This window comes from Streptomyces microflavus (assembly GCF_014650075.1).
Taxonomy (GTDB): Bacteria; Actinomycetota; Actinomycetes; order Streptomycetales; family Streptomycetaceae; genus Streptomyces; species Streptomyces microflavus.
Genome location: NZ_BMUG01000005.1, coordinates 284,127 through 309,993, shown reverse-complemented (window position 1 = coordinate 309,993; position 25,867 = coordinate 284,127). Strand labels below are relative to the sequence as shown.

Sequence of the window (25,867 nt, the reverse complement as noted above, 5' to 3'; positions counted from 1 at the left end):
GCTCTCCGGCGGGACGGGGTCGGGCGGACACCCTCCATGATCGCCCCAAGTGGGTCAGCCGCTCCAGCTCCACTCCTCGACCTCGGGCAGGTCGACTCCGTGCTCGCGGATCCAGGCGTGGTGGCGGGTGCGGACATCGGCCATCGCCTGGCGCAGGGCGACCGCGCGGACGCCGAGCCCCGGCACCCGGTCGATGACGTCCATGACCAGCCGGTAGCGGTCCAGGTCGTTGCGGACCACCATGTCGAACGGCGTGGTCGTGGTGCCCTCCTCCTTGTAGCCGCGCACATGCAGGTTGGCGTGGCCCGCCCGGCGGTAGGCGAGCCGGTGGATCAGCCACGGATAGCCGTGGTACGCGAAGATCACCGGCTTGTCGCGGGTGAACAGGGCGTCGTACTCGGAGTCCGGCATCCCGTGCGGGTGCTCCTCGTGCGGCAGCATGCGGGCGATGTCGACCACGTTGACCACCCGTACGGCCAGCTCCGGCAGATGACGGCGGAGCAGGTCGGCGGCGGCCAGGACCTCCTGGGTGGGGACGTCCCCGGCGCAGCCGAGCACCACGTCCGGCTCGCGGCTGCCGTCCTCGGTCCCGGCCCACTCCCACGCCCCGGCCCCGCGGGCGCAGTGCGCACGGGCCTCCTCCAGGGTGAGCCAGTCGAAGGTCGGCTGCTTGCCCGCGACGATCACGTTGACGTAGTCCCGGCTGCGCAGCGCGTGGTCGGCGACCGAGAGCAGGGTGTTGGCGTCCGGCGGCAGATAGACGCGTACGACCTCGGGACTCTTGTTCAGGATGTGGTCGACGAATCCGGGGTCCTGGTGCGAGAAGCCGTTGTGGTCCTGGCGCCAGACGTGCGAGGTGAGCAGGTAGTTGAGGGAGGCGATGGGGCGCCGCCAGGGCAGCCGGCGCGAGGTGCGCAGCCACTTGATGTGCTGGTTGACCATCGAGTCGACGATGTGGGCGAACGCCTCGTAGCTGGAGAAGAGCCCGTGGCGTCCGGTCAGGAGGTACCCCTCCAGCCAGCCCTGGCAGAGGTGTTCGGAGAGCACCTCCATCACCCGGCCGTCGCGGGCGAGGTGTTCGTCGGTGGGCAGGGTCTCTGCCTGCCAGGCCTTGCCGGTCGCCCGGTAGAGGGCCTGCAGCCGGTTGGACGCCGTCTCGTCGGGGCCGACCACCCGGAAGTCCCGGCGCTCGGCCGTCGCGGCCATGACGCCCTCCAGGAGACCGCCGAGCACCTGGGTGGGCGAGTGGGAGGCGGAGCCCGGCTTGTCGACGCGTACGGCGTGGTCCTCCAGGGGCGGGACCGGCAGGTCGCGCAGGAGCAGACCGCCGTTGGCGTACGGGGTCGAGCCGAGCCGCGCCTCGCCCTCGGGGACACAGGCGAGCACCTGATCGGTGGGGCGGCCGTCCGCGTCGAAGAGCTCCTCGGGACGGTAGGAGCGCAGCCAGGCCTCCAGCTGCCGCAGGTGCTCCGGGTTGTCCCGGACCCCGGAGAGCGGGACCTGGTGGGAGCGCCAGGTGCCTTCGACGGGGAGCCCGTCGACCTCCTTCGGCCCGGTCCAGCCCTTGGGGGTGCGCAGCACGATCATGGGCCAACGGGGGCGCTCGGTGGCCCCGTCCTCGCGGGCCGCGCGCTGGAACGCGGTGATCCGCTCGACGGCGGTGTCCATCGCGGCGGCCATCGCCCGGTGGACGGTGGCCGGGTCGTCGCCGGTGACGTACAGCGGGTCGTGGCCGTAGCCGCGCAGGAGCTGGTCGAGCTCCTCCTCGGGCAGCCGGGCCAGGACCGTGGGGTTGGCGATCTTGTAGCCGTTGAGGTGGAGGACCGGCAGGACGGCCCCGTCGTGGACCGGGTCGAGGAACTTGTCGGAGTGCCAGGACGCGGCGAGCGGTCCGGTCTCCGCCTCGCCGTCGCCGACCACACAGGTCACCAGCAGACCGGGGTGGTCGAAGGCGGCGCCGTAGGCGTGGGTGAGGGCGTAGCCGAGTTCGCCGCCTTCGTGGATGGAGCCGGGCGTCTCCGGGGCGACATGGCTGGGCACCCCGCCGGGGAAGGAGAACTGTTTGAAGAGCACACCCATGCCCTCGGTGGTGCGGGGCACATCGGGATAGGTCTCGGAGTAGCTGCCCTCCAGCCAGGCGTTGGCGAGGACGGCCGGGCCGCCGTGGCCGGGGCCCCAGACGCAGAGGGCCTCGATCCCCCGGTCCTTGACGACCCGGTTGAGGTGGGTGTGGACGAGGTTGAGCCCCGGTGAGGTACCCCAGTGGCCGAGCAGCCGAGGCTTGATGTCCTCGGGGGTGAGCGGCCGGGTCAGCAGGGGGTTGGCCATCAGGTAGATCTGGCCCACGGCGAGGTAGTTGGCGGCGCGCCAGTGCGCGTCGAGCGCCGCGAGTTCCTGGTCGGAGAGGGTGGACGGGGTGTGGGTGTCGCTCACGGAGCAGGTCTCCTCATGGGTGACGGCGCACGGGTGGGCGGGGCTGCCTCAGGAAGGCCGGGGCTCGTCAGGACTTCTCGGGGCCGTACCAGAGCGTGGTGGCGTTGCAGAACTCGCGGATGCCGTGCCCGGCCAGCTCGCGCCCGTAACCGGAGCGCTTGATCCCGCCGAAGGGCAGGGCGGGGTGCGAGGCGGTCATCCCGTTGAAGAAGACCCCGCCCGCCTCCAGGTCTCGGGCGCACCGCTCCTGCTCCCCCGCGTCCCGGGTCCAGACGTTGGAACTGAGCCCGAACGGCGTGTCGTTGGCCAGGTGGACGGCCTCGTCGAGGTCCGCGACCCGGTAGAGGGTGGCGACCGGGCCGAAGGTCTCCTCGCGGTGGATGCGCATGGCGGGGGTGATCCCGGCGAGCACGGTCGGGGCGTAGAACCAGCCGTTCTCCAGGCCGCCTTCGAGCTTGTCGGGCCGGCCGCCGCCGCACAGGACGGTGGCGCCGCGCTCCACGGCGTCGTCGACGAGCTCCTCCAGGTCGGTGCGCCCCTGCTCGCTGGAAAGCGGTCCGACGTCGGTGGTCTCCTCCAGCGGGTCGCCCACGGTGAGGGCGCGCATCCCGGCGGTGAAGTGCTCGGCGAACGTGTCGTACACGTCGGCGTGGACGATGAACCGCTTGGCGGCGATGCAGGACTGGCCGTTGTTCTGGACGCGGGCGGTGACGGCGGTGGCCGCGGCCTTCTCGACGTCGGCCGATGGCAGCACGACGTACGGGTCGCTGCCGCCGAGCTCCAGCACGGTCTTCTTGACCTCGTCACCGGCGGTGGCGGCGACGGCGCGGCCCGCCGGTTCGCTGCCGGTGAGGGTGGCCGCCGCGACCCGGGGATCGCGCAGGACGGCCTCGACGGCGCCCGAGCCGATCAGCAGCGTACGGAAACACCCCGCCGGGAATCCGGCGCGGTGGAACAGATCCTCCAGGTAGAGCGCGGTCTGCGGCACGTTCGACGCGTGCTTGAGGAGGCCTACGTTGCCCGCCATCAGCGCGGGGGCGGCGAAGCGCACCACCTGCCAGAGCGGGAAGTTCCACGGCATCACGGCGAGGACGACACCGAGCGGGCGGTAGCGGACCAGGGCCCGGGAGGCACCGGAGTCCGTCACGTCGGCGGGGTCCGGGTGCTCGTCGGCGAGCAGGCGCTCCGCGTTGGCCGCGTACCAGCGCATCGCCTTGGCGCACTTGGCCGCCTCGGCACGGGCCGCGGTGACCGGCTTGCCCATTTCGAGGGTCATCGTGCGGGCGATGGTGTCGCGGTCCGCGTCCAGCAGGTCGGCGGCCCGGTTCAGCCAGACGGCACGCTGCTCGAACGGGGTGGTGCGGTACTGCTGGAAGGTGGTGTGGGCGGCGGTGATCCTGCGCTCGGTCTCCTCCTCGCCCAGGGCGTCGTAGGACCTGATCAGTTCGCCGTTCGCGGGGTTGACCGTCGCGATGGGCATGGCAGTGGCCTCCTTGCATCGGTACTTCGACGGTGCCGCGCCGCGTGGTCGGGCGCAACGCGGCCCCTCTCGCACGTACCCGGCCGACGCGGATCATGCGTGCCGGATGGGGCACGTTCCGCGTCGGCCGGGTGTGCGGGGCTGCGAGGATCTACACGAGCGCCGCGAGCGGGGCGCGGCGGGACTCGCGCACGCCGGGCAGCGGGGGGTACGGCAGCAGTCCCGCGGTCTGCTGCGCCTGCGCGTAGCGGGTGAACCAGACCACCTTGCCGTCCGTGGTCCGGCAGGTGCCCCAGCTGTCGCTGAGGGCCATCACCCGGCTCAGTCCGCCGCCGGCCGGCAGCAGCCGGGGCATCCGGGCGCTGTTGTCGGCGACGGACACGGTGACGTGCCGTCCGGTCCAGCGGAGTTCGACGACGCACTGGTTGGCGTCACCGACATGCCGGTGGACATTGGTCAGGAGTTCGTCCATGGCCCGGCACACCGGCCGGACGTGGAGTTCGAGACTCCAGTGACGAAGGTGCGCGGCGACGATGCGCCGCACCTGGGAAACGCGCTCTGCCGACACCTGCAGTTCGACCGAATAGTGCCGGTCGAGTGGAACGGTCATCGTCGAAGCTCCTCACCGCGAGGCCCACCTGCTTCACCCCGTCGTACCAACAACCCCCGAACACGAAGCGTGAGCACTGATCACTTCTGGGTCACTCATTAGGGTCACCCGGGTGGGCCGTCCGCGCAACAGATGAGCTGTTGGCCCTGGTGAGGGCCGTTCGGACGTCGCAGGAGTCGTCACAGGAGGTACGGCAGCAGCCGGTCGGGGGTGAGCGGCAGTTCGCGCAGCCGGGCCCCGGTGGCGTGGCGGACCGCGTTCCCGATGGCGGCGGCGGTGCCGACGATGCCGATCTCGCCGATGCCCTTGGAGCCCATCGGGTTGAGGTGGCGGTCGTCCTCCTCGATCCAGTGCGCCTGGATGTCGAGGGCGTCGGCGTTGACGGGCACGTGGTAGGCGGCGAGGTCCTTGGCGGTGAAGTCGCCGAAGACCGGGTCGATGGCGGATCCCTCGGTCAGCGCCATGCCGATGCCCATCACCATGCCGCCGGTGAACTGGGAGCGTGCGGTGCGGGCGTTGAGGATCCGCCCGGCGGCGTACACCCCGAGGAGCCGGCGCACCCGGACCTCTCCGGTGACGGAGTCGACGGCCGTCTCGGCGAAGTGGGCGCCGAAGGCGTGCCGGGCGTAGGGGGATTCGGCGGCCGTCTCCTCCTCGGTGTCACCGGTGGTCGTGAACCCCTCGGCGGGCAGCGGCCCCCGGTGGTCGGCGAGACGGGCGGCCAGAGCGGTCGCCGCCTTGTGGACGGCCCAGCCCCAGGAGGCGGTGCCGGAGGAGCCGCCGGCCAGCGGGGCGGTGGGCAGGTCGGTGGAGCCGATCCGCACGTCGACGGTGTCCGCGTCGGTGGCGAGGGCCGAGGCGGCGATCTGAGCCAGGACGGTCCGGGCGCCGGTGCCGATGTCGGTGGCGTTGACCTCGATCCGGAAGGTGCCGTCGGCCGCCGCGTGGGCGCGGGCGGTGGACCGGGAGACGAGGACGGGGTACGTCGCCGAGGCCACGCCCGTACCGAGGAGCCAGCGGCCCTCCTGGCGGGCGGCGGGGCGGGGGTCGCGGCCGTGCCAGCCGAAGCGGGTCGCTCCCTCGCGCAGGCAGGCGGCCAGGCCCCGGCTGCTGAAGGGGCGGCCGCTGTCCGGTTCGGTGGCCGGGTCGTTGAGCAGCCGCAGTTCGACCGGGTCCATGCCGAGGGCGGAGGCGAGTTCGTCCATGGCCGACTCCAGCGCGTACATCCCCGAGGCCTCGCCCGGCGCGCGCATCCACGAGGGGCTGGGGACGTCCAGGGCGGCCACCCGGTGCGTGGTCGTGCTGTCCGGGGATCCGTACATGACACGGGCGGGTACGGCGGCCTGCTCGACGAACTCCTTGATGGTGGAGGTGTGGGTGACGATCTCCTGCGAGACGGCCTGCAGGGCGCCTTCGAGGTCGGCGCCCAGGCGCACCCGCTGGATCGTGGGGGCCCGGTGGCCGACGACCTCCGCGAGCTGGGCGCGGGGGAAGACCATCTTGACCGGGTGGCCGGTGTGGCGGGCGGCCATGGCGGCCATGATCGCCTGCGGGCGGGTGGTGCCCTTGGAGCCGAAGCCGCCGCCGACGTGCTCGGAGACGACCGTGATGTGTTCGGGGCCGAGGCCGAGGACCCGGGCGAGGCTCTTGCGCACGGCGTCGGAACCCTGGCTGGAGTCGTGGACGGTGAGGTGTCCGTCCACCCACCACGCGGTGGCGGCGTGCGGCTCCATGGGGTGGTTGTGCAGCGAGGTCAGCCGGTAGGTGGCGTCGACCTGGACGGGGGCGGCGGCGAAGGACCGCTCGAAATCGCCCCGCTTGCGGACGGCGGGGAAGCCCCCGTTGGCCTTCTCCGGCGTGTAGAGGCCCGGGTGGTCCTCGGTGAGGGTCACGTCGTGCTCGGTGCTCTCGTACTCGACGAGCAGGCGCCCCGCGCCCGTCCGGGCGGCCTCCGGGGAGTCGGCGACGACGAGGGCGATCGGCCAGCCGTGGTGCGGGACCCGGTCGCTCTGGAGGACGGCGAGGATCGGGTCCTCTGGTTCGGCGAGGGCCGGCGCGTTGTCGTGGGTGAGCACGGTGTGCACACCGGGGACGGCGAGCGCGTCGACCGCCCGTACGGCGGTGACCCGGCCGGCGGCGATGGTGGCCGGGACCGGCCAGGCGTACAGAGTGCCGGGCGGGGTGTGTTCGGCCGCGTACCGGGCGGTGCCGGTGACCTTGTCCCGGGCCTCCCTGCGGACGACGGGCGCACCGGTGAGCTGCGGGGCGTGGGGCATGGCGGCGGAGTCCTCAGGTCGGTGGGGCGGGGTCGGGTGGCCGGTGGGGCGGGGGTCAGGTGGCGGGGGCGGTCTCACGGCCTTGCGGCTCGCAGAGTTCACCGAGGACGTCGAGGGCGACGCGGCGGACGAGGTCGACCTTGAAGGCGTTGTCGCGCAGGGGCTGCGCCTCGGCCAGTTCGGCGATCAGGGCGTGCTGGAAGGCGGCGGGCGTGGCGGGGGCGCCCAGCAGTTCGGCCTCGGCCCTGCGGGCGCGCCAGGGCCGGTGGGCGACGCCGCCGAAGGCGAGCGTGGCCCGTTCGACGCGGCCGGCGTCCACCTGGAGGGTGGCGGCGACGGAGACCAGGGCGAAGGCGTAGCTGGCGCGGTCGCGGGCCTTGCGGTAGCGGGAGGCCGTGCCGGGGGCCGGCGGCGGGAGCACCACCTCGGTGATGAGCTCGCCGGGCCTGATCACGGTGTCCTGGTCGGGGTTCTCCCCCGGCAGCCGGTGGAACTCGGTGACGGGGACGGCACGTTCGCCCTCCGGCCCCAGCAGCAGCACGGTCGCGTCGAGGGCGGCGAGGGCCACGGCCATGTCGGACGGGTTCGTGGCCACGCACTCCGGGGAGTGCCCGAGGATCGCGAGGTCGCGGTGGGAGCCTTCGCGGGCGGGGCAGCCGGAGCCGGGGAGCCGTTTGTTGCAGGGCTTGGAGACGTCCTGGAAGTAGGAGCAACGGGTGCGCTGGAGGAGGTTGCCGCCGGTGGTGGCGGTGTTGCGGAGCTGCCCCGAGGCCCCGGCCAGCAGCGCCTGCGTGAGCACCGGGTGGTCACGGCGTACGTCGGGGTGGGCGGCGAGGTCGCTGTTGCGGACGGTGGCGCCGATCCGCAGGCCGCCGTCCGGGGTGCGGACCACCCGGTCCAGGGGCAGCTTGGTGACGTCGATGAGAAGGCCCGGTTCCTCGACGCCGAGTTTCATGAGGTCGACGAGGTTGGTCCCGCCGCCCAGGAAGCGGGCTCCGGGGCCCTCCGCGCAGAGCCGTACGGCTTCGGCGGTGGTGGTGGGTCGCTGATAGCCGAACGGTTTCACGGGGTCACGTCCTCGATGGCTTCGACGATCCGGGGGTAGGCCCCGCACCGGCACAGGTTGCCGCTCATCCGCTCGCGGATCTCGTCCGCGCCGAGGGGGGCGGGGTCCTCGGTCAGGGCGTCGGGCGGGGTGGCGTGGGAGGGGTGGCCGTCGGCCGCCTCCTTGAGCATGCCGACGGCCGAACAGATCTGCCCGGGGGTGCAGTAGCCGCACTGCAGGGCGTCGCGCTCGATGAAGGCCTGCTGCACGGGGTGGAGGGTGTCGCCGTCGGCGAGTCCTTCGACGGTGGTGATCGCCGAGCCGTCCTGGGCGACGGCGAGCAGCAGGCAGCTGTTGGCGCGGCGGCCGTCCACCAGGACCGTGCAGGCACCGCACTGGCCGTGGTCGCAGCCCTTCTTCGCGCCGGTCAGGCCGAGCTGTTCCCGCAACAGGTCCAGGACCGTGGTGCGGTGGTCGAGCGTCAGCTCGGTCTCCTCCCCGTTGACGTGCAGGGTCACAGTGGAACGTTCCACCGTGACCGGTTCCGGTGCGGTGACCGTTTCCAGGGCGAGGGAATCCATGCTCGAAACACCTTTCACTACGGGGCCTGCCGGGGCGACGAGGGCGTGTCAGCGGTTCTCCAGACGGAGCCTGACCTCCTGCTCCTGGTCCCCCGCAGCGGTGCCGACGACGCGCACGGCGAACGCGCCGGTGAGGTGGTCACGCAGCCGGTCGACGGCCCAGTAGCCGCCCTGGGCGTCCACCGTGACCGGGGCGGAGAGCGTCACGGGTTCGGCGGGCGCCTTCGGCTCGGAGACGTCGACGGTGGTGACCCAGACGGTCGGGCGGGGGCCGCTCGTCGCCTCGGGTTCGTCGCCCGCGTCCCGGTCGGAGTCGAAGGCGCTGCCGAGCACGCCGAACACGCTCCGCGCGTCCGCGAGGTCGCACCGGCTCAGCGACACCAGTACCTCCTGGCCGGCCGTGGAGTCGTCGCCGCTTCGTTCGGGGGTGCTGTTCACGGGGTTCCTTCCGTCGGGTGTCGGCCTTCGGGTCCACTCCAGGCTGACCCCGCATCGGGCCGACGGCGACACGGGAGGGCCGAAGAGGGCTACAGCTCGCGCAGAGCGGGCAGGAGGGTCTTCTCCGCCCACGAGATGAAGGACTGCTGGTGTTCCCCGCCCACCTGGACCAGTGCGATCTCGGTGAATCCCGCCTCGCTGTAGGCGCGCACCGCGTCGGTGAACTCCTCGACGTCCTGCCCGCACGGGATCGCCGACGCGACGTCCTCGGGGCGGACGAGCTCGGTCGCCTGGGCGAAACTCGCGGGCCCGGGGAGTTCGGAGTTGACCTTCCAGCCGCCGACCGACCAGCGGAACTGTTCGTGGGCGCGGGCCACGGCTGCGTCCCGGTCGGGGTCGTAGCAGACGGGCAGCTGGCCCACCCGGGGCTTCCCGGTGCCTCCGTGCCGGTCGAAGCCGTCAAGCAGGTCGCTCTTCGCCTCGGTCGCGATCACCAGGTCGGCGCTGCGGCCCGCGAGGGCGCAGGAGGCCGGGCCGGAGACCGCGACGCCGATCGGCACCCGGGTCCCGGGCAGGTCCCACAGCCGGGCGTTCTCGACGTCGAAGTGGGTGCCGTGATGGCTGACGTCGCCGCCGTCGAAGAGGGCGCCGATGATCTCCACGGCCTCTTCGAGCATCTCCAGCCGTACGTGGGCGGCCGGCCAGCCCCCGCCGACGACGTGTTCGTTGAGGTTCTCGCCGGAGCCGAGGCCGAGCCGGAACCGGCCCTCGGCGAGGATCTGGAGTGTCGCGGCCTTCTGGGCGACGACGGCGGGGTGGTAGCGGGTGGTCGGACAGGTCACGTACGTCATCAGGCCAATGTGCTCGGTCGCCTGTGCCGCCGCGCCGAGCACCGCCCAGGCGTACGGGGCGTGGCCCTGCTCCTGGAGCCAGGGAAAGTAGTGGTCGGAGGTGACGGAGAAGTCGAATCCCGCCTTTTCCGCGGCCACCACGTCCCGTACGAGCTCTCGCGGTCCGGTCTGTTCGGTCATCATCGTGTAGCCGATTCGCACCATGCGAAACGCTTTTCCCCTGAGATACTCATAAAACATGAATTGATGTGAACAGCCGACTGACTCCCTCCCTCCGGGGTATGCGGCAACCATGGACGTATCGAACGGAGCCATGCAGTCACTGGCCGCCCCACTCGCCGACGGGACGGGCGCGCTGGCGGCCGTCCTCTTCCCCATCGCCGCGCTCGCCGTGGTGGGTCTGCTGATCGGCGGTTTTCTGCTCGGCAAGCGGAAGAAGGACACCGAACTGCCGCCGCCGCTCCCCGACGAGCAGCCGAGCAGGCCGGAGGAGCGCACCCATATCGACCGGAGCGACCCGCACTCCACGGGCAGGTTTCCCGAGGACGGTCACTCCCTGTCCCCGTACGAACTGAACGACCACGGCAACGAGCCGATCCCGCCCGACACGGACCCCCCGCGCAGCTGACCCGCCCCCCCCATCAGGGGGCGGGTCCGCCGGCCCCCTCGTCACCGGAGGTTGTGATGAGCCGGTCGGCCGCCGACCGACAGACCCGCCTCACCGTTCTGGTCGCGCTCGCGGCCAACCTGGTGATCGCGGCGGCCAAGACCGTGGGCGGGCTGATCTCCGGCTCGCCCGCGCTGCTGTCCGAGGCGGCCCACTCGGTCGCCGACAGCCTCAACGAGATCTTCCTGCTCGCCGCCCTCCGGCGCAGCCGCCTCCCCGCCGATGCCCGTCACCCGTTCGGCTACGGCAAGGAACGCTACTTCTGGGCGCTCCTCGCGGCGGTCGGCATCTTCGTGATGGGCGGCTGTTTCTCGTTCTACCAGGGGCTCCACGCACTGCGGCGCGACGACGACGAGTCCCCCACCGGCTACACCGCCGGGCTGATCGTGCTCGGCGTCGCGCTCGTCGCGGAGAGCACGTCGCTGGCCCGGGCCCTGCACCAGGCGCGGGGCAAGAAGGGCGCGGCCATCGACCCGGCGCTGCGGACGGTCATCGCGGAGGACAGCACGGCGGTGCTCGGCGTCGGCCTGGCCATCGCGGGCATGTCCCTGCACCTGGCCACCGGAAGCGTGGTCTGGGAGGCGGGCGCCTCCCTGGGTATCGGGCTGCTCCTGGTCTACGTCGCCTTCCGGCTCGGCCGGAACGCCCGGGACCAGCTGATCGGGGAGTCCGTCGATCCGGAGCTGCACCGCGAACTCGTGGGCTTCCTGATGCGCCAGAGCGAGATCGACAACGTCGCCGAACTCCTCACCATGCGCCTGGGCATGCACTCCGTCCTGGTGGCGGCCCGGATCGACCTGGCTCCCGGTATCGACAGCGAGCGGGTGGAGGAGGTCTCGATGCGCATCCGGCAGGCCATGTGCGAGCGGTGGCCGCAGGCCGACCAGGTCTTCCTGGACATCACGAACGCCCCGCCGCGCATCGGTCTGTGAGCGCGGCCCGCGTTGCGCGCCCGCGCGGGTCGGCCGAGGGTGGGTGCTGGACCGCAGCGGCCGCCCCTGCGCCGCACACCCGCGAGAAGGCAGTGGACCATGACCGGAAGCGATCCCCGCAGAGCTCCCTCCGCGGCGCCCCTGACGGGCCCGGCGGCCCCGTGCTGGGTCACGCTGATGACCCGGGATCTCCAGGCCGCCCAGCGGTTCTACGCCGGGGTCCTGGGCTGGTCGTTCCGCCCGGGGCACCTCGGCGCCGAGTTCTCCGTGGCGCGCCGCAACGACATTCCGGTGGCCGGGATCTTCGCCGTGTCGACCGCGTACCAGGTCGCGGTGGCCTGGACGCCGTACTTCGCGGTGGCGGACGCGGACGTGGCCGCCGCCCGGGTCCGGGAGCGCAGCGGAACGGTGGCGGTGGGGCCGCTGACGCTCGGCAAGGGGCGTGGCGTACTGGCCTCGGACCGCGAGGGAGCCTCGTTCGGCCTCTGGGAGCGCACCGAGCCCGCCACCTCGCCGCCGGCCCCCGACGACCACGCGCACGCCTGGCTGCGGCTTCGGACCCGTAACGCCTTCGACGCGGCGATCTTCTACGGCGAGGTACTCGACTGGGCGAGCGGACGCCCCGGATGCTGCGACGTCGCGTACGAGGGTGACGAGGTCATCGTGCGGTGCGAGGGGCGGCCGCTGGCCCGGATCAGCTCCGGGGCGGTGGAGGCGGCCGTCGATCCGCTGGTGCGGCCGCACTGGCAGGTGCAGTTCCCGGTGGAGGACGTCCCCGCGACCGTCGCGGAGGCCGAACGGCAGGGTGGCTCCCTCATCGAGGAACGGGCCGTCCTCGGCGGCGGGGAGGCCACCCTGCGGGACCCCGACGGCGCGCTGTTCACGGTGACCGACGTGCGCAGCCCGGTGGGCGCGGAGGGCTGAGCCGCTCAGTCCCGCGCGCCGGCGGACGAGTCACTTTCGCGCGGCTCGTCCGTGCTCGGTCCGGAGCGGCCCCGGGCCAGTGCCCAGAGGGGGAAGACGAACCAGCAGGCCAGGAACCACAGCGCTATCCCGCCGACCAGCCAGAGGGCGAAGGTGTTGTGGAGGGCGACCCGCATGATCAGCAGCAGGGTCGAGCACATCGTGAAGAACAGCAGCACCAGCCCGACCACGGTCATGCGCGAGGCCCAGATGACCGTCTCGGGCTTCATCCGGCGGCCGGTGAGCAGCCGGTGGTAGGTGACGGGGCCGATGAGCGCGGCCACGGTCGCCGAGCCGAGCACCACCGTGACGACGTAGATGTCGCGGTCCACCTCCGAGAGGTCGGCGAACCTCGGCTGGAACACCACGGCGAGGAGGAAGCCGAAGAGGATCTGCACCCCGGTCTGGGCGACGCGCAGTTCCTGGAGCAGTTCGGACCACTGCCGGTCCGCCCGCTCCTCCTCGGTCTCCTCGCGGCCTCTGCCATTGGTCGTTGACACGGGCACTCTCCTCGACTCGACGCGACCGGGAGCACTGATACACCCGTTCGATCCGGGACTACAGGTGCCCCGGCCCCACCGGCTCAATCCCACGGGCACGGCCCGTACTTCTCGCTCGACCGCATCACACCGTTCGCTTAGGATCACTCCCACGGCATCGCGCGTCGGTCACCGTCCGGGTGAGGCGTGGAGGTAGCCCGTGAGATGCCCGCTGGAGGCATTCCACCGTGTCGGTCGAGTTGAACCACACCATCATTCATTCCCGCGACAACCGCGAGTCCGCCGAGTTCCTGGCGGATCTGCTGGGCCTGGAGATCGGACCGGAGTGGGGCCCGTTCATCCCCGTCGTCCTCGCGAACGGCGTCACGCTGGACTTCGCGACGATTCCCGAAACGTCGATCACCCCGCAGCACTACGCCTTCCTCATCTCGGAGGCGGAGTTCGACGCGGCGTTCGGCAGGCTCCGGGAGCTGGGGATCGCGTACTACGCCGATCCGCATCTGAAGCTCCCCGGCGAGATCAACCACAACGACGGGGGCCGGGGCGTCTACTTCCCCGATCCGAGCGGTCACGGCATGGAGCTCATCACCCGCCCCTACGGCGGCTGAGCGCGGCGTTCAGCGCCCGACCGGGAGCAGGAGCTCGGGGCGGTCCCACATGACCGCGGGCGGGTTCGCACGGACCGTGCCGGTGGGTTCGGCGCCCACACCTCGGTAGAAACCCTCGGCGGGCGGGTGCGCCACGATCCGGACACCGGTCAGGCCCGCCCGCCGGGCCTCCTCGCGGAGGTGACCGATGAGCAGCCGCCCGATGCCGAGCCCCTGCGCCTCGTCGGCGACGAACATCAGGTCGAGCTCGGGCGGCCGGAGGATCAGCGAGTAGAAGCCGAGGACCCGGTCGTCACCGCGGTCGGCGGCGGCGAAGACCCGGTGCGTCTCGATGTAGTCCGGTCCGATGCGGTAGCCGGCGACCATCGGGGCGTACGGGCCCTCGTAGGCGCGTGACGTCCGGACCAGCCGGGTGAGCCGGCGGGCGTCACGCGCCGTGGCCCGGCGGACCAGGGGGTCCGGGCGGAGCGGGCCGCGCCCGGGGTGCGTAACGCCTGATCTCATGCGTCGAGTATTACGTACGGCGGCACATGCACAGCACACGGACCACTCCGACGGGCCATGTCCGCATGAACGGCCGTTCGGGGGTACACGGACTCCTGCACGCCGCCCGGTGGTCGTTCCGCCGGGCCCGGACCGAAAGGGGTTGACCACTGTGCGACAACAGAGCTGCGTACCGGCCGATGAGCGGTGGGGGTGGTAGCCGTGACAACAGTGATCATCATCATCGCCGTGGCCCTCGTGGCGGCCGCCGCCGTCTACTTCTTCCTGGTCCGCGGCGCTTCGGGCGGCGGCCGGGGGCTGCGGGGCCGCTTCGGCCCCGAGTACGACCGGGTGGTCGCCCGGCACGGCGGCGACACCAAGGCGGCCGAGCACGAGCTCGGTGAGCGGGTGAAGCTCCACGGAGACCTGGAGAAGCGACCGCTGACCGAGGCGGCCCGCGCGGATTACACCGCCCGCTGGGCCCGCACCCAGGAGCTGTTCGTCGAGTCGCCGCAGCAGGCGCTCAACGAGGCCGACGCACTGCTGGCCGACCTCTCCCGCGACCGGGGCTTCCCGGCCGGCGGGAGCTTCGAGGAGCGCACCGACGCGCTCTCCGTCCATCACGCCCGCCATGTCGACGGCTACCGCAGGGTGCACACCGCGCGGAGCGACGGCACCGGCACCGAGGAGATGCGCGAAGCCTTCGTGGAGGCCCGCGGCCTCTTCGACGCCCTCCTCGCGGACGGCCCGGCGACACGCGACCACAGCAACCGACAGCTCACCGAGGGACGGGGCACATCATGACGCAGACTCCTGACAGCACCGGGAACACCGGCTCCACGTCGAACAGGGCCGCACCGTCGACCGGGGCCGAGCGCGTCCCGCCCGTGACGCCTCCCGGCAACGCGCTCGGCACGCCCGTACCGCCGACGGCCGCCAAGCCGTCCGGCTCGCCGCCGACGACCGGCGCCGCCACCGGCGCGTCCGTCCCGGCGGCCGACAAGACGCACGCCGACCCCGCCCGTACCCACGGGGACCGGGACACCGGCCGGACGACGGGCGCCACCGACCGCGGGGAGACCGGTCGCACGGCGGCCTCCCGCGGTGACAAGGACCCGGCGAAGTCGAACGGCCGGCCGTTGTTCGCCCCGGAGGAGCGGGAGAAGTTCGACGCCCGTATCCACCAGGCGGTGGCCGCTTTCGTGGAGAGCCCGCGCCAGGCGGTGCAGGAGGCCGACGCGACCTTCGACGAGGTCGTCGCCGGGCTCACCAAGGCCCTCGCCGACCGGTCGCGCCTGCTGCGTGCCGACCGCGACGGCGAACACTCCGAGGCGGGGACGGAGGATCTGCGGATCGCCCTCCAGCAGTACCGCGATCTGACGGAACGCCTCGTGCGCCTCTGAGCGGTGACCGCACGACGCACAGCCGCAAGGGCCGGTCCCACCGGGTACGTACCGGTGGGACCGGCCCTTGCGGTGTGCGGCCCGGATGCTCACGGCGCTCACCCTCCGTGGGTCTCCCCCTGGTGGGTGGCGGGCTGATGGGTCGCGGGCCCGGGAGTGGGCTCCGGGTCCGGCCCCGCCACCCTGCCCACGCCGAAGGCGATGGCGAAGACGGCGGCGACCGCGGCGGCGAAGGCCGCGATTCTCAGTCCGGTGTTCATGGCTGTCCCCCAGCGGACGACGGTGGTTTCCGACAACGCCAACATACCCCCTAGGGGTATCCATGTCACACCGGAGGACCGTCCCGTTCCGTACGGCACGGCGGCTCAGCCGGAGATCACCAGTCCCTCGCGCAGCCGGTCCAGCGCGGTTTCAGGGATGCGCAGCCCGGTGCGTACGTAACCGTCGAGGCCGCCCCACCGCTCGTCCATCGCGTCGAGCGCCACTTCGAGGTAGCGGGGGCGGACCTCCACGATGGCCGCCGCGACCGCCGGATCGCCGCCGCCGTCGAGGAACTTCTGGACGTACGGGGCGAAGGCGGCCCGTACGGCGGGGTTCACCGCGAGGAAGTCCGACCGTACGGTCTCCCGCGACGCCCCCAGGATCATCAGCAGGACGGCCGCCGCCCAGCCGGTACGGTCCTTGCCCGCCGTGCAGTGGAAGAGCACCGGCCGTGCACCGGGGTCGGCGGCGGTCTCCAGGAAGGCCCGGTATGCGGCCGCGGCGCCGGGCGAGAGCACCATCTTGCGGTAGGTCTCGGCGAACAGTTCCTCGGCCCGGCCGCCGCCCAGCATGCGTTCCGCCTCGTCCGGATCGGCGAGCAGCGCCTTGAGCCGGGCCGGCGCCACACCGGGGTGGTCGCCGAGGACGTCGGCGACGAAGAGCCGGGCCCGGTCCGGGAGCCGGTCAGGGGCCCACTGCCGTTCGTCCGCGGTGCGCAGGTCGACGACCGTACGGATACCGAGCGCGGCCACCGCCCGGTCGCGGTCCGGGTCGAGCTCGCTCAGCTGCCCCGAGCGGAACAGGACCCCCTGCCGCACCCGGTGGCCACGGCCCAGGGCGATGCCGCCCAGGTCGCGCAGGTTGACAACGGTGGCGGCCGGAACGGTCCGGGCGGTCTGCACGATGAACTGCCTCTTTCCCTGATGAGAACGCCTGGGGGCCCACCGGCCCAACGGCCCGCCGGCCCATCGGCCGGAACTCAGTCCGCGAGGAGATTCGCCTTCTGCTCCGCGAACTCGGCGTCCGTGAGCACATCCCGTCGCCACAGCTCGGCGAGCCGCTCCAGCCGGGTGATGATGTCGTCCCCCTCCCCGGCCTCGCCTTCCTCACCGGTCGCGGCAGACTCCGCCGCACCGAAGCGCTCATGGCCGACGAACGTGCCGCCCGCCTCCCGGAAGGTGCGGGCGAGCTGCGAGGTCCACAGGTCCTCCCGGACGACGAGGGCGACCGTCACTCCCTGCGGCACGGTCCGTTCCAGCACCTCGATGTCCCCGGCACCCAGTGCCACGGCCGCCCCGCCCTCCGCCGTGTCGACGGGCACGGCCCCCTCCGGGTCCAGCTCGACCAGCTCCACCGGGGCCAGTCCGCCACCCTCGGCACGGCGGACGAAGGCCAGATCGCGGGCGCGTACGGCGCCGGAGGTCACGGCATCGGCGAGGACGGGCACGACGGCCCCGGTGAAGCCGCTGCCGGGAAAGGCGATGACGAGGTGTTCCACAGGTCCGACGGCCACGGTCGCGTCCTCTCCGCATCCCGGCGGCCGCGAGGGCTCCGGGGTGGATACGGGCATTCCAGGGATTGCATAAGAAATCGGAAAACTGCGCACATAATATGCATCAACCTCCGAATTCACCCCGTTGTCGGCCATGGCCGTGTTGCGCCCGGCTCGATCCGGTCCTCGATTGCGCGCAGACGTCGGGCCGGTAACGCCACGGTAAGTAAAGGATCAAGTGCACACCGGAGAGGGCAAGGTCACAGCACGTGCCCCTGCTGCGCATTCCCCGTGCTGGCCTAGCATCTGAGCATGACGGTCCAGCCTGCTGACGGGCTCTCTCCGGCCGCCGTGTTCCCCGACCCCTCCCATGACCAGTGGCAGAGCCTCGTCGAAGGCGTTCTGCGCAAGTCGGGCAAGGAAGTCTCGGGCTCGGCCGCCGAGGAAGCGCTGTCCACCACATTGGAGGACGGGCTCACCACCCGGCCCCTCTACACCGCACACGACACCTCGCCGGACACCGGTTTCCCCGGCTTCGCGCCCTTCACCCGGGGCAGCAGGGCCGAGGGGAACGCGGCGGGCGGCTGGGACGTGCGCCAGCGCCATGCCCTGAGCGACCCCGTCCGGCTCAACGAGGCGGTCCTCGGCGACCTGGAGAACGGGGTCACCTCGCTCTGGCTCGCCGTGGGCGGCCCGGCGGGCATCCCCGTGGGCTCGCTCGCCCGTGCGCTGGACGGCGTCTACCTCGACCTGGCGCCCCTCGTCCTCGACGCCCCGGCCGACCTGGACGCCGCCGCCACCGAGCTGCTGCGGCTGTACGAGGAACGCGGCGTCGCCAAGGGCGAGGCCCGGGGCACGCTGGGCGCCGACCCGCTCGGCCACGAGGCCAGGACCGGCATCGAGGCGGACCTCACCGCCGCCGTCCACTGGGCCCGGGTCTGCGGAGCGGAGTACCCGGGGGTGCGGGCGATCGCCGTGGACGCGCTGCCGTACCACGAGGCCGGCGGTTCGGCCGCCGAGGAGCTGGGGCTCTCCCTGGCGACCGGCGTCGCCTATCTGCGGGCGCTGACGGCGGCCGGTCTCGGTGTGGAGGAGGCCTGCGCGCAGCTGGAGTTCCGTTACGCGGCCACCGCCGACCAGTTCCTGACGATCGCGAAGCTGCGGGCCGCGCGCCGACTGTGGGCGCGGGTCGCCGAGGTGGCGGGGGCTCCCGGGGCGGGCGGCCAGCGCCAGCACGCCGTGACCTCACCGGTGATGATGACGCGCCGCGACCCGTGGGTGAACATGCTGCGGACCACGCTGGCCACGCTGGGCGCGGGGGTCGGCGGCGCCGACTCCGTCACGGTTCTGCCGTTCGATCACGCGCTGGGGCTGCCCGACGCGTTCGCCCGGCGCATCGCCCGTAACACCTCCACGATCCTGATGGAGGAGTCGCATCTGGCCCGGGTCATCGACCCGGCGGGCGGCTCCTGGTACGTGGAGCGGCTCACCGACGAACTCGCGGCGGCCGCTTGGGCGTTCTTCCAGGAGACCGAGCGGGCGGGCGGACTGCCCGCGGCCCTGCGCTCGGGGATGGTCGCGGAGCGGCTCGCCGCCACCTGGGCGGCGCGCAGCGCGAAGCTGGCCCGCCGCAAGGAGCCCATCACCGGGGTCAGCGAGTTCCCGATGCCGTCCGAACGGCCGGTGGAGCGCGAGCCTTCGCCCGATCCGTACGCCGGTGCTCCGGGCGGGCTGCCCCGGGTCCGGCGCGACGAGGCGTTCGAGGCGCTGCGCGCCCGGTCGGACGCACACCTCGCGGCGACCGGCGAGCGGCCCAAGGTGTTCATCGCCGCGCTGGGACCGGCCGCCGCGCACACCGCGCGGGTCTCGTTCGCCGTCAACCTCTTCGGGGCGGGCGGGATCGAGGCAGTGCACCAGCCGGTGTCGGTGGACACGTCGACTGCGGGCGAGGCCCTGACCGCATCCGGTGCGGACGTCGCCTGTATCTGTTCGTCGGACGCCCTGTACGCCGAGCAGGCGGACGAGGTGGCCGGGGCGCTGAAGTCGGCGGGCGCGGCCCAGGTGTTCCTGGCCGGACGCCCCGGCGAGTACGCCGGTGTCGACTCCTACGTCTTCGCCGGCTGCGACACGGTCGCCGTTCTCACCTCCGTACTCGACCGCATGGGAGTGGCGTGATGCAGACATCGCCCACGGAACAGAAATCCACCGGGAAATCCTCCGTTCCCGACTTCTCCGAGGTCGCGCTGGAGTCCCCCGCTCCCCCGGCCGGTTCCGCCGAGGAGTGGCAGGCGGCCGTGGCCAAGGCGGCCGACGGGACCGAGGCCCCGCTCTGGGAGACCCCCGAGGGCATCGCGGTCAAGCCGCTCTACACCGGCGAGGACCTGGAGGGTCTGGACGCGCTGCACAGTTACCCGGGCATCGCCCCGTACCTGCGCGGGCCCTACCCGACGATGTACGTCAACCAGCCCTGGACGATCCGTCAGTACGCCGGGTTCTCCACGGCCGAGGAGTCCAACGCCTTCTACCGGCGCAACCTCGCGGCCGGGCAGAAGGGTCTCTCCGTCGCCTTCGACCTGCCGACCCACCGGGGGTACGACAGCGACCACCCGCGGGTGACCGGCGATGTCGGTATGGCCGGGGTGGCGATCGACTCGATCTACGACATGCGTCAGCTGTTCGACGGCATTCCGCTGGACCGGATGTCGGTGTCGATGACGATGAACGGCGCGGTACTCCCGGTACTGGCGCTGTACATCGTGGCCGCCGAGGAGCAGGGCGTACCGCCGGAGAAGCTGGCCGGGACCATTCAGAACGACATTCTGAAGGAGTTCATGGTCCGCAACACCTACATCTATCCGCCGACCCCGTCGATGCGGATCATCTCCGACATCTTCGCGTTCACCTCGCAGAAGATGCCGCGCTACAACTCCATCTCGATCTCCGGCTATCACATCCAGGAGGCGGGTGCGACGGCCGATCTGGAGCTGGCGTACACGCTGGCCGACGGGGTGGAGTACCTGCGCGCCGGGCGTGAAGCGGGCCTGGACGTCGACGCGTTCGCGCCCCGGCTGTCGTTCTTCTGGGCGATCGGCATGAACTTCTTCATGGAGGTCGCCAAGTTGCGGGCGGCCCGGCTGCTCTGGGCCCGGCTGGTCGAGCAGTTCGACCCGAAGAACGCCAAGTCCCTTTCCCTGCGCACCCATTCGCAGACCTCGGGCTGGTCGCTGACCGCGCAGGACGTGTTCAACAACGTGACGCGTACGTGTGTGGAGGCGATGGCCGCGACGCAGGGGCACACCCAGTCGCTGCACACCAACGCGCTGGACGAGGCGCTGGCCCTGCCCACCGACTTCTCGGCGCGGATCGCCCGTAACACCCAGCTCCTGCTCCAGCAGGAGTCCGGGACCTGCCGGGTCATCGACCCGTGGGGCGGCAGCGCGTACGTGGAGAAGCTGACCCGCGATCTGGCGGACCGGGCCTGGCAGCACATCGAGGAGGTCGAGGCGGCCGGCGGGATGGCGAAGGCCATCGACGCGGGCATCCCCAAACTCCGGGTGGAGGAGGCGGCCGCCCGTACACAGGCGCGGATCGACTCCGGGCGGCAGCCGGTGATCGGGGTGAACAAGTACCGGGTGGAGACCGACGAGAAGATCGACGTGCTCAAGGTCGACAACTCCTCGGTGCGCACCCAGCAGATCGAGAAGCTGCGGCGGCTGCGCGAGGAGCGCGACGAGGTGGCGTGCCAGGAGGCGCTGCGGGCGCTGACGGCTGCCGCCGAGCGCGCCCCGGGCCCGGGTCTTGAGGGCAACCTGCTGGCGCTGGCGGTCGACGCGGCGCGGGCGATGGCCACGGTCGGGGAGATCTCGGACGCGCTGGAGAAGGTGTACGGACGGCACGCCGGGCAGATCCGTACGATCTCCGGTGTGTACCGCAAAGAGGCAGGGGATTCCCCTTCGGTGGACCGCACCCGCGCGCTGGTCGACGCGTTCGAGGAGGCGGAGGGCCGCCGTCCGCGCATCCTGGTCGCCAAGATGGGCCAGGACGGCCACGACCGGGGCCAGAAGGTGATCGCCACGGCCTTCGCCGACCTGGGCTTCGACGTGGACGTGGGCCCGCTGTTCCAGACGCCGGGCGAGGTGGCGCGGCAGGCCGTCGAGGCGGACGTGCACATCGTGGGCGTCTCCTCGCTGGCGGCCGGGCATCTGACCCTGGTGCCGGCGCTGCGCGAGGAGCTGGCCGCCGAGGGGCGCGAGGACATCATGATCGTGGTGGGCGGGGTGATTCCGCCGCAGGACATCGAGGCTCTGCACGAGGCGGGCGCGGCCTCGGTCTTCCCGCCGGGGACGGTGATCCCGGACGCGGCCCACGATCTGGTGACGCGGCTCGCCGCCGCGCTCGGCCACGAGCTGTGAGCCGCTGACCGGATGGCCGCCAAGATCGACATCGACAGTTATGTGCAGGGAGTGCTCGACGGCAGGCGGGCGTTCGTGGCGCGCGCCATCACGCTCGTCGAGTCGACGCGCGCCGAACACCGGGTGCTGGCACAGCAGTTGCTGAGCCAGCTGCTGCCGCATGCCGGGAAGGCCCGGCGGATCGGGATCAGCGGGGTGCCGGGGGTGGGCAAGTCCACCTTCATCGACGCGCTCGGCACGATGCTCACCGGCCTCGGGCACCGGGTGGCGGTGCTCGCCGTCGACCCGTCCTCCAGCCGTACGGGCGGTTCCATCCTGGGCGACAAGACCCGGATGGAACGCCTCGCCGTCGACCCGGCCGCGTTCGTCCGCCCCTCCCCCACGGCGGGCACGCTGGGCGGGGTGGCGAAGGCGACCCGGGAGTCCATCGTGGTGATGGAGGCGGCGGGGTACGACGTGGTGCTCGTGGAGACGGTGGGCGTCGGGCAGTCGGAGACGGCCGTGGCGAACATGGTCGACACGTTCCTGCTGCTGACCCTGGCCCGGACCGGCGACCAGTTGCAGGGCATCAAGAAGGGTGTCCTGGAGCTGGCGGACGCCATCGCGGTGAACAAGGCCGACGGACCGCACGAGCGCGACGCCCGCTCGGCGGCGCGCGAACTGGCGGGTGCACTGCGGCTGATGCACCCGGTGGACGCGGCCTGGACCCCGCCGGTGCTCACGTGCAGTGCCCGGGAGTCGACCGGGCTCGACACGCTGTGGGAGCGGCTGGAGCAGCACCGTCGGGTCCTGGAATCCTCCGGCCGGCTGGCGGCCAAGCGCCGCGACCAGCAGGTGGACTGGACCTGGACGATGGTCCGCGACGAGCTGCTGGACAGTCTGCGCAGCCATCCGGGGGTGCGGAAGCTGGCCCCGGAGCTCGAACAGCGGGTGCGCGAGGGGACGTTGACGGCGACGCTCGCCGCCGAGGAGATCCTGCACGTGTTCCGCGGCGACGAGCCGGGCGGCGCTGCCTGAGCCGGCACATGCCGAGCAGCACACGAACAGACCGATGGGCCCCTGGACGGAGGGGCCCATCGGCGTTTCGGGGGTGCCGCCCGGTGGGGCTCAGACGGCGACCGGGGGCGCGCTCACGGTCGGTACGACGACGGGGGCGCCGTCGGAGGTCGCGGTGAGGATCTCGGCCTCGATGCCGTAGAGCTCCCGGACCAGGTCGGCGTCGACGATCTCGCGGGGCGGCCCGGAGGCGAGAATTCGCCCGGCGCGCATGGCGACCAGGGTGTCGGCGTACCGGGCGGCCCCGGCCAGGTCGTGGACGACCATGACGATGGTCCGGCCCTGTGCCGCGACCTCGCGCACCAGGTCCAGGACCTCCACGGCGTGACCGATGTCGAGCGCGCTGGTGGGCTCGTCGAGCAGGACGATCGGGGTCTCCTGGGCGAGGGCCATGGCGAGCCAGCACCGCTGGCGCTGACCACCGGAGAGCTGGTCGAGGCGGCGGTCGGCCAAGCCGGTCGTGCCGGTCGCCTCCAGGGCGCGGGTGACGGCTTCCTCATCCTCGTGCGACCACTGGCGGAACAGCCCCTGGTGCGGGTGGCGTCCGTACCGTACGAGTCCGGCGACGGTCACCGCCTCGGGGGCCTGCGGGGCCTGGGGCAGCAGGGCGATGCGGTGGGCGGCGTCCCGCTGGCGCAGCTGCCAGACGTCGGCGTCACCGGCGAACACTTTGCCCGAGCGAGGCTGGTGGAGGCGGGCCACGCAGCGCAGCAGGGTCGACTTGCCGCAGCCGTTGGGGCCGACGATCGCCACCACCTGTCCGGACCCGACCGTCAGATCGACACCGTCCACGGCGGTATGACCGGCGTATCCAGCGGTGAGCTGTTCAACACGGATGTCCACGAGGACCGGCCTTTCCGAAGAAATGGGGCATCACCTTGCCTGACACCACTAAAGTAAGGCTAACCTTAGCTCGCCGAGTGGTCGTCGGTGGCCCCCGTGCTGCCGAAAGACCCTCGTCGCTTCATGTCCCGTTGATTCCGGAGCCCTTGATGACCCTGCACCACCGCCCCGTCCCCACCGCCTCCCGAAGAGCGGCCCAGGCCGTCGCCACGCTCGGGGCAGCGGTTCTGCTCCTGACGGCCTGCGGAGGGGGCTCCGACTCGGCCGACAGCAAGCCGTCCGGCGAGAAGTCCGCCAAGGCGGACTCCTCCTCGCCCAAGACGCGGACCGTCAAGGACGCCACCGGTACGGCCGTGGAGATACCCGCGGAGCCGAAGCGCATCGTGACGCTCACCCAGGAGGACCTGGACGCGGTGCTCGCGCTGGACATCAAGCCGGTCGGCATCACCAACGGGCAGGGCCTGGACAAGCCGCCGGCCTACCTGGCGGACAAGGTCGAGGGCATCAACATCGTCGGCAACCTGCTCCAGCCGGTCATGGACAAGGTCGTCGCCGCCAAGCCCGACCTGATCCTCGCCGGTGACATGCAGGACGAGCAGGTGCTCAAGCAGCTCCGCGAGATCACCCCGGCCACGCTGGTGACGATGGCGCCGACCGACGACTGGAAGCTGTTCTTCCGCGGTGTCGGCAACGCCGTGAACAAGCTGGACGCGGCCAACAAGTTCATCACCGACCACGAGGCCGCCGCCAAGGCCGCCGGTGAGAAGCTCGGGGCCAACAAGGGCGCCGAGGTCTCCATCGTCCGCTGGAACCCGGACGGGCCGAGCTGGATGGAGAACAAGCAGTTCGCCAGCGGTGTCGCGCTGGAGATGGGGCTGAAGCGGCCCAAGTCCCAGAACAAGGACGGCAACGCGCACACCCCGTCGCTGAGCCTGGAGAAGATCAACGAGATCGACGGCGACTGGCTGTTCCTGTCGACGCTGACCTCGGACGGCGCCAAGGCGCTCAAGGACGTACAGGACAAGCCGGCCTACAAGGAGCTCGGCGCCGTCAAGAACAAGCAGGTCGTGACGGTCGACGGCTCGGTGTGGTCCACCCGCGGCGGGCCGCTGGCGGCCGACGTCGTGATGGAGGACTACGTCAAGGCGCTCTCCGCCAAGTAGTCGCACCCGGAACGCCGTTCGGCCCGGCCCGGGTCTCCGGGCCGGGCCGGGCCGCGGGGCCCGGTGAGGTCAGGCCTTCGGGGCGGGCGTTCAGGCAGCTTGTCTGGCCGCCGCGAAGTCCGCCGCCGTCCACGCCATGCCCACCGCACCGTCCAGCAGGGCCTGTTCGGCCGCCGGGGAGACCGCGGCGGCCACGAACCCGGGCTCGTGCGGCCCGCAGGCTCCCCCGCTGATGTCCAGCACCGGGTGGATGGACGGCACCACGTGCGAGACGTTGCCCATGTCCGTGCAGGCGAAGGGCGGGCGCTCGACGGACTCGGCGCGGCCGAGCTCGCGGGCGTTGGCGGTCCATAGCCGGAGCAGCTCCGCATCGCCCCGGAAGTCCAGGTAGTCGGGCTCGGGCTGTTCCAGGGTCACTTCGCAGCCCGTGGCGAGCGCACCGGCCCGGAAGCAGTCCTCGACGCGCTGCCGCAGCTCCCGCAGGTCCTCGGCGGCGAGCGCGCGGATCTCGTACGTGGCGGTGGCTCGGTCGGGTATCACGTTGGGCGAGGTGCCGGCCGCCGTGGTGATGCCGTGCACCCGCCACTGGGACGGCAGTTGCTGGCGCAGCAGCCCCAGGGCGACCTGGGCGACCGTGAGCGCGTCGGCGGCGTTGCGGCCCTCGTGCGGGTTGAGGCTGGGGTGGGCGGAGCGGCCGGTGTAGGTGACGTCCAGGGTGCCCAGGGCGAACGAGCGGAAGTCGGCCAGCTCGAAGGGGCAGGGGTGGACCATCATCGCGGCGTCCACACCGTCGAACGCTCCGGCCTCCAGGAGGAGCGCCTTGCCCGCCCCTCGCTCCTCGGCGGGGGTGCCGATCACCCGGACGGTCAGGCCGAGTTCGTCGGCGTACGGGGCGAGGCCGAGTGCCGCGCCGACCCCGGCGGCGGCGATCAGGTTGTGGCCGCAGGCGTGGCCGAGGCCGGGGAGCGCGTCGTACTCGCAGGCGATGGCGACGGTGACGGGCCCCGAGCCGATCGTGGCCCGGAAGGCCGTCTCCAGGCCGTGGGCGGGTGCGGTGACCTCGAAGCCGTGCGCGGCGAGGAGTTCGGCGCATAGAGCCGCGGACCGGTGTTCCTCGAAGGCGGTCTCGGGGTCGGCGTGGATGCGCCGGCTGAGGTCGAGCAGGGCTTCCGCGTGGATCGTGACCGTGTCCCGGACGGCGCTCCTCAGGGCGCCGAGCCGCTCGTCGGCCACCTCGCAGTCCTGTGTCGCGGCGCGTTCGGTTCCGGGGACGGTCATGGGTCTCTCCTGGCGTTCCGGACCGCCCGGGGACGGTCGCCTGCACTGTCGGAAATAGGTTAACTTAGCCTTACCTAAGTGCGTACCGGGGA

The 25,867-nt window shown here is 72.1% G+C and carries 25 protein-coding genes; 10 read left to right on the top strand and 15 right to left on the bottom strand.

The window, feature by feature from the left end:
* Positions 1–54 precede the first annotated feature (54 nt).
* The 8 genes from IE264_RS16635 to IE264_RS16600 all read right to left on the bottom strand — a co-directional run bounded on the left by IE264_RS16635 (position 55) and on the right by IE264_RS16600 (position 9,918).
* Positions 55–2,433, bottom strand: coding sequence for a phosphoketolase family protein (locus IE264_RS16635; RefSeq protein WP_032754425.1), 2,379 nt, complete (start codon positions 2,431–2,433; stop codon positions 55–57).
* Positions 2,434–2,500: 67 nt separating this feature from the next.
* Positions 2,501–3,913 (bottom strand): NADP-dependent succinic semialdehyde dehydrogenase, encoded by a 1,413-nt coding sequence (locus tag IE264_RS16630; RefSeq protein ID WP_015606733.1) that lies wholly within the window; start codon positions 3,911–3,913, stop codon positions 2,501–2,503.
* A 151-nt stretch (positions 3,914–4,064) separates the two neighbouring features.
* The gene (locus tag IE264_RS16625) at positions 4,065–4,523 is read right to left on the bottom strand and encodes an ATP-binding protein (RefSeq protein ID WP_015606734.1); all 459 of its coding nucleotides are present in this window, start codon (positions 4,521–4,523) and stop codon (positions 4,065–4,067) included.
* A 179-nt stretch (positions 4,524–4,702) separates the two neighbouring features.
* On the bottom strand, positions 4,703–6,799 hold the full coding sequence (locus IE264_RS16620; RefSeq protein ID WP_032754424.1) for a xanthine dehydrogenase family protein molybdopterin-binding subunit: 2,097 nt from the start codon (positions 6,797–6,799) through the stop codon (positions 4,703–4,705).
* A gap of 55 nt (positions 6,800–6,854) precedes the next feature.
* Entirely contained in the window at positions 6,855–7,865 is a 1,011-nt protein-coding gene (locus IE264_RS16615) for an FAD binding domain-containing protein (protein WP_032754422.1), read from the bottom strand.
* Positions 7,862–8,425, bottom strand: a complete 564-nt coding sequence (locus IE264_RS16610) for a 2Fe-2S iron-sulfur cluster-binding protein (RefSeq protein ID WP_032754420.1) — start codon at positions 8,423–8,425, stop codon at positions 7,862–7,864. Before IE264_RS16610 ends, IE264_RS16615 begins: the two co-directional genes overlap by 4 nt.
* A gap of 48 nt (positions 8,426–8,473) precedes the next feature.
* Positions 8,474–8,863, bottom strand: a complete 390-nt coding sequence (locus IE264_RS16605; protein WP_015606738.1) for a hypothetical protein — start codon at positions 8,861–8,863, stop codon at positions 8,474–8,476.
* Positions 8,864–8,952: 89 nt separating this feature from the next.
* Positions 8,953–9,918, bottom strand: coding sequence for an LLM class F420-dependent oxidoreductase (locus IE264_RS16600; RefSeq protein ID WP_015606739.1), 966 nt, complete (start codon positions 9,916–9,918; stop codon positions 8,953–8,955).
* Positions 9,919–10,006: 88 nt separating this feature from the next.
* Here IE264_RS16600 and IE264_RS16595 point away from each other — a divergent pair, with 88 nt between their 5' ends.
* The 3 genes from IE264_RS16595 to IE264_RS16585 all read left to right on the top strand — a co-directional run bounded on the left by IE264_RS16595 (position 10,007) and on the right by IE264_RS16585 (position 12,237).
* Positions 10,007–10,342: a DUF6479 family protein gene (locus IE264_RS16595; protein WP_015606740.1), complete on the top strand. Its 336-nt coding sequence runs from the start codon at positions 10,007–10,009 to the stop codon at positions 10,340–10,342.
* A gap of 56 nt (positions 10,343–10,398) precedes the next feature.
* Complete coding sequence (locus IE264_RS16590) at positions 10,399–11,313, top strand: cation diffusion facilitator family transporter (RefSeq protein WP_032754418.1); 915 nt, start codon at positions 10,399–10,401, stop codon at positions 11,311–11,313.
* A 99-nt stretch (positions 11,314–11,412) separates the two neighbouring features.
* Positions 11,413–12,237 carry a VOC family protein gene (locus tag IE264_RS16585; protein ID WP_015606742.1) on the top strand — a complete coding sequence of 275 codons (825 nt, stop codon included), beginning with the start codon at positions 11,413–11,415 and terminating at the stop codon, positions 12,235–12,237.
* Positions 12,238–12,242: 5 nt separating this feature from the next.
* Here IE264_RS16585 and IE264_RS16580 read toward each other — a convergent pair whose 3' ends face one another.
* Positions 12,243–12,776, bottom strand: a complete 534-nt coding sequence (locus IE264_RS16580; RefSeq protein ID WP_015606743.1) for a DUF6328 family protein — start codon at positions 12,774–12,776, stop codon at positions 12,243–12,245.
* Between the two features lie 227 nt (positions 12,777–13,003).
* Here IE264_RS16580 and IE264_RS16575 point away from each other — a divergent pair, with 227 nt between their 5' ends.
* Positions 13,004–13,384, top strand: a complete 381-nt coding sequence (locus tag IE264_RS16575; RefSeq protein ID WP_032754417.1) for a VOC family protein — start codon at positions 13,004–13,006, stop codon at positions 13,382–13,384.
* Positions 13,385–13,393: 9 nt separating this feature from the next.
* Here the strand turns inward: IE264_RS16575 and IE264_RS16570 are convergent, their stop codons facing one another.
* Entirely contained in the window at positions 13,394–13,888 is a 495-nt protein-coding gene (locus tag IE264_RS16570; protein ID WP_032754416.1) for a GNAT family N-acetyltransferase, read from the bottom strand.
* Positions 13,889–14,089: 201 nt separating this feature from the next.
* On the opposite strand from IE264_RS16570, the gene IE264_RS16565 reads away from it, so the two are divergent.
* Both IE264_RS16565 and IE264_RS16560 read left to right on the top strand, forming a co-directional pair.
* Complete coding sequence (locus IE264_RS16565) at positions 14,090–14,671, top strand: hypothetical protein (protein ID WP_015606746.1); 582 nt, start codon at positions 14,090–14,092, stop codon at positions 14,669–14,671.
* Positions 14,668–15,270, top strand: a complete 603-nt coding sequence (locus IE264_RS16560) for a hypothetical protein (RefSeq protein ID WP_032754413.1) — start codon at positions 14,668–14,670, stop codon at positions 15,268–15,270. The genes IE264_RS16565 and IE264_RS16560 overlap by 4 nt, the downstream gene beginning before the upstream one ends.
* Before the next feature lie 98 nt (positions 15,271–15,368).
* Here IE264_RS16560 and IE264_RS16555 read toward each other — a convergent pair whose 3' ends face one another.
* The 3 genes from IE264_RS16555 to IE264_RS16545 form a co-directional block, all read right to left on the bottom strand.
* A complete protein-coding gene (locus IE264_RS16555) occupies positions 15,369–15,530 on the bottom strand; it encodes a hypothetical protein (RefSeq protein WP_190167654.1) in 162 nt (53 codons plus the stop codon).
* Between the two features lie 105 nt (positions 15,531–15,635).
* Entirely contained in the window at positions 15,636–16,433 is a 798-nt protein-coding gene (locus IE264_RS16550) for a tyrosine-protein phosphatase (protein WP_032754409.1), read from the bottom strand.
* Positions 16,434–16,510: 77 nt separating this feature from the next.
* Positions 16,511–17,044, bottom strand: a complete 534-nt coding sequence (locus tag IE264_RS16545; RefSeq protein ID WP_032754407.1) for a DUF6325 family protein — start codon at positions 17,042–17,044, stop codon at positions 16,511–16,513.
* A 291-nt stretch (positions 17,045–17,335) separates the two neighbouring features.
* Between IE264_RS16545 and IE264_RS16540 the strand changes: the two genes are divergently transcribed.
* From IE264_RS16540 to meaB, 3 genes are read left to right on the top strand one after another with little or no spacing between them, the layout of a single operon-like run.
* A complete protein-coding gene (locus tag IE264_RS16540) occupies positions 17,336–19,198 on the top strand; it encodes a methylmalonyl-CoA mutase family protein (protein WP_032754405.1) in 1,863 nt (620 codons plus the stop codon).
* Positions 19,198–21,435, top strand: coding sequence for a methylmalonyl-CoA mutase (gene scpA, locus IE264_RS16535; RefSeq protein ID WP_032754403.1), 2,238 nt, complete (start codon positions 19,198–19,200; stop codon positions 21,433–21,435). The genes IE264_RS16540 and scpA overlap by 1 nt, the downstream gene beginning before the upstream one ends.
* A gap of 12 nt (positions 21,436–21,447) precedes the next feature.
* Positions 21,448–22,452, top strand: a complete 1,005-nt coding sequence (meaB, locus tag IE264_RS16530) for a methylmalonyl Co-A mutase-associated GTPase MeaB (protein WP_015606753.1) — start codon at positions 21,448–21,450, stop codon at positions 22,450–22,452.
* A 90-nt stretch (positions 22,453–22,542) separates the two neighbouring features.
* Here meaB and IE264_RS16525 read toward each other — a convergent pair whose 3' ends face one another.
* A complete protein-coding gene (locus IE264_RS16525) occupies positions 22,543–23,334 on the bottom strand; it encodes an ABC transporter ATP-binding protein (RefSeq protein WP_015606754.1) in 792 nt (263 codons plus the stop codon).
* A gap of 149 nt (positions 23,335–23,483) precedes the next feature.
* Here IE264_RS16525 and IE264_RS16520 point away from each other — a divergent pair, with 149 nt between their 5' ends.
* A complete protein-coding gene (locus tag IE264_RS16520; protein WP_032754388.1) occupies positions 23,484–24,497 on the top strand; it encodes an ABC transporter substrate-binding protein in 1,014 nt (337 codons plus the stop codon).
* A 90-nt stretch (positions 24,498–24,587) separates the two neighbouring features.
* Here the strand turns inward: IE264_RS16520 and IE264_RS16515 are convergent, their stop codons facing one another.
* Positions 24,588–25,775 carry a M20 family metallopeptidase gene (locus tag IE264_RS16515; protein ID WP_032754386.1) on the bottom strand — a complete coding sequence of 396 codons (1,188 nt, stop codon included), beginning with the start codon at positions 25,773–25,775 and terminating at the stop codon, positions 24,588–24,590.
* Positions 25,776–25,867: the final 92 nt, after the last annotated feature.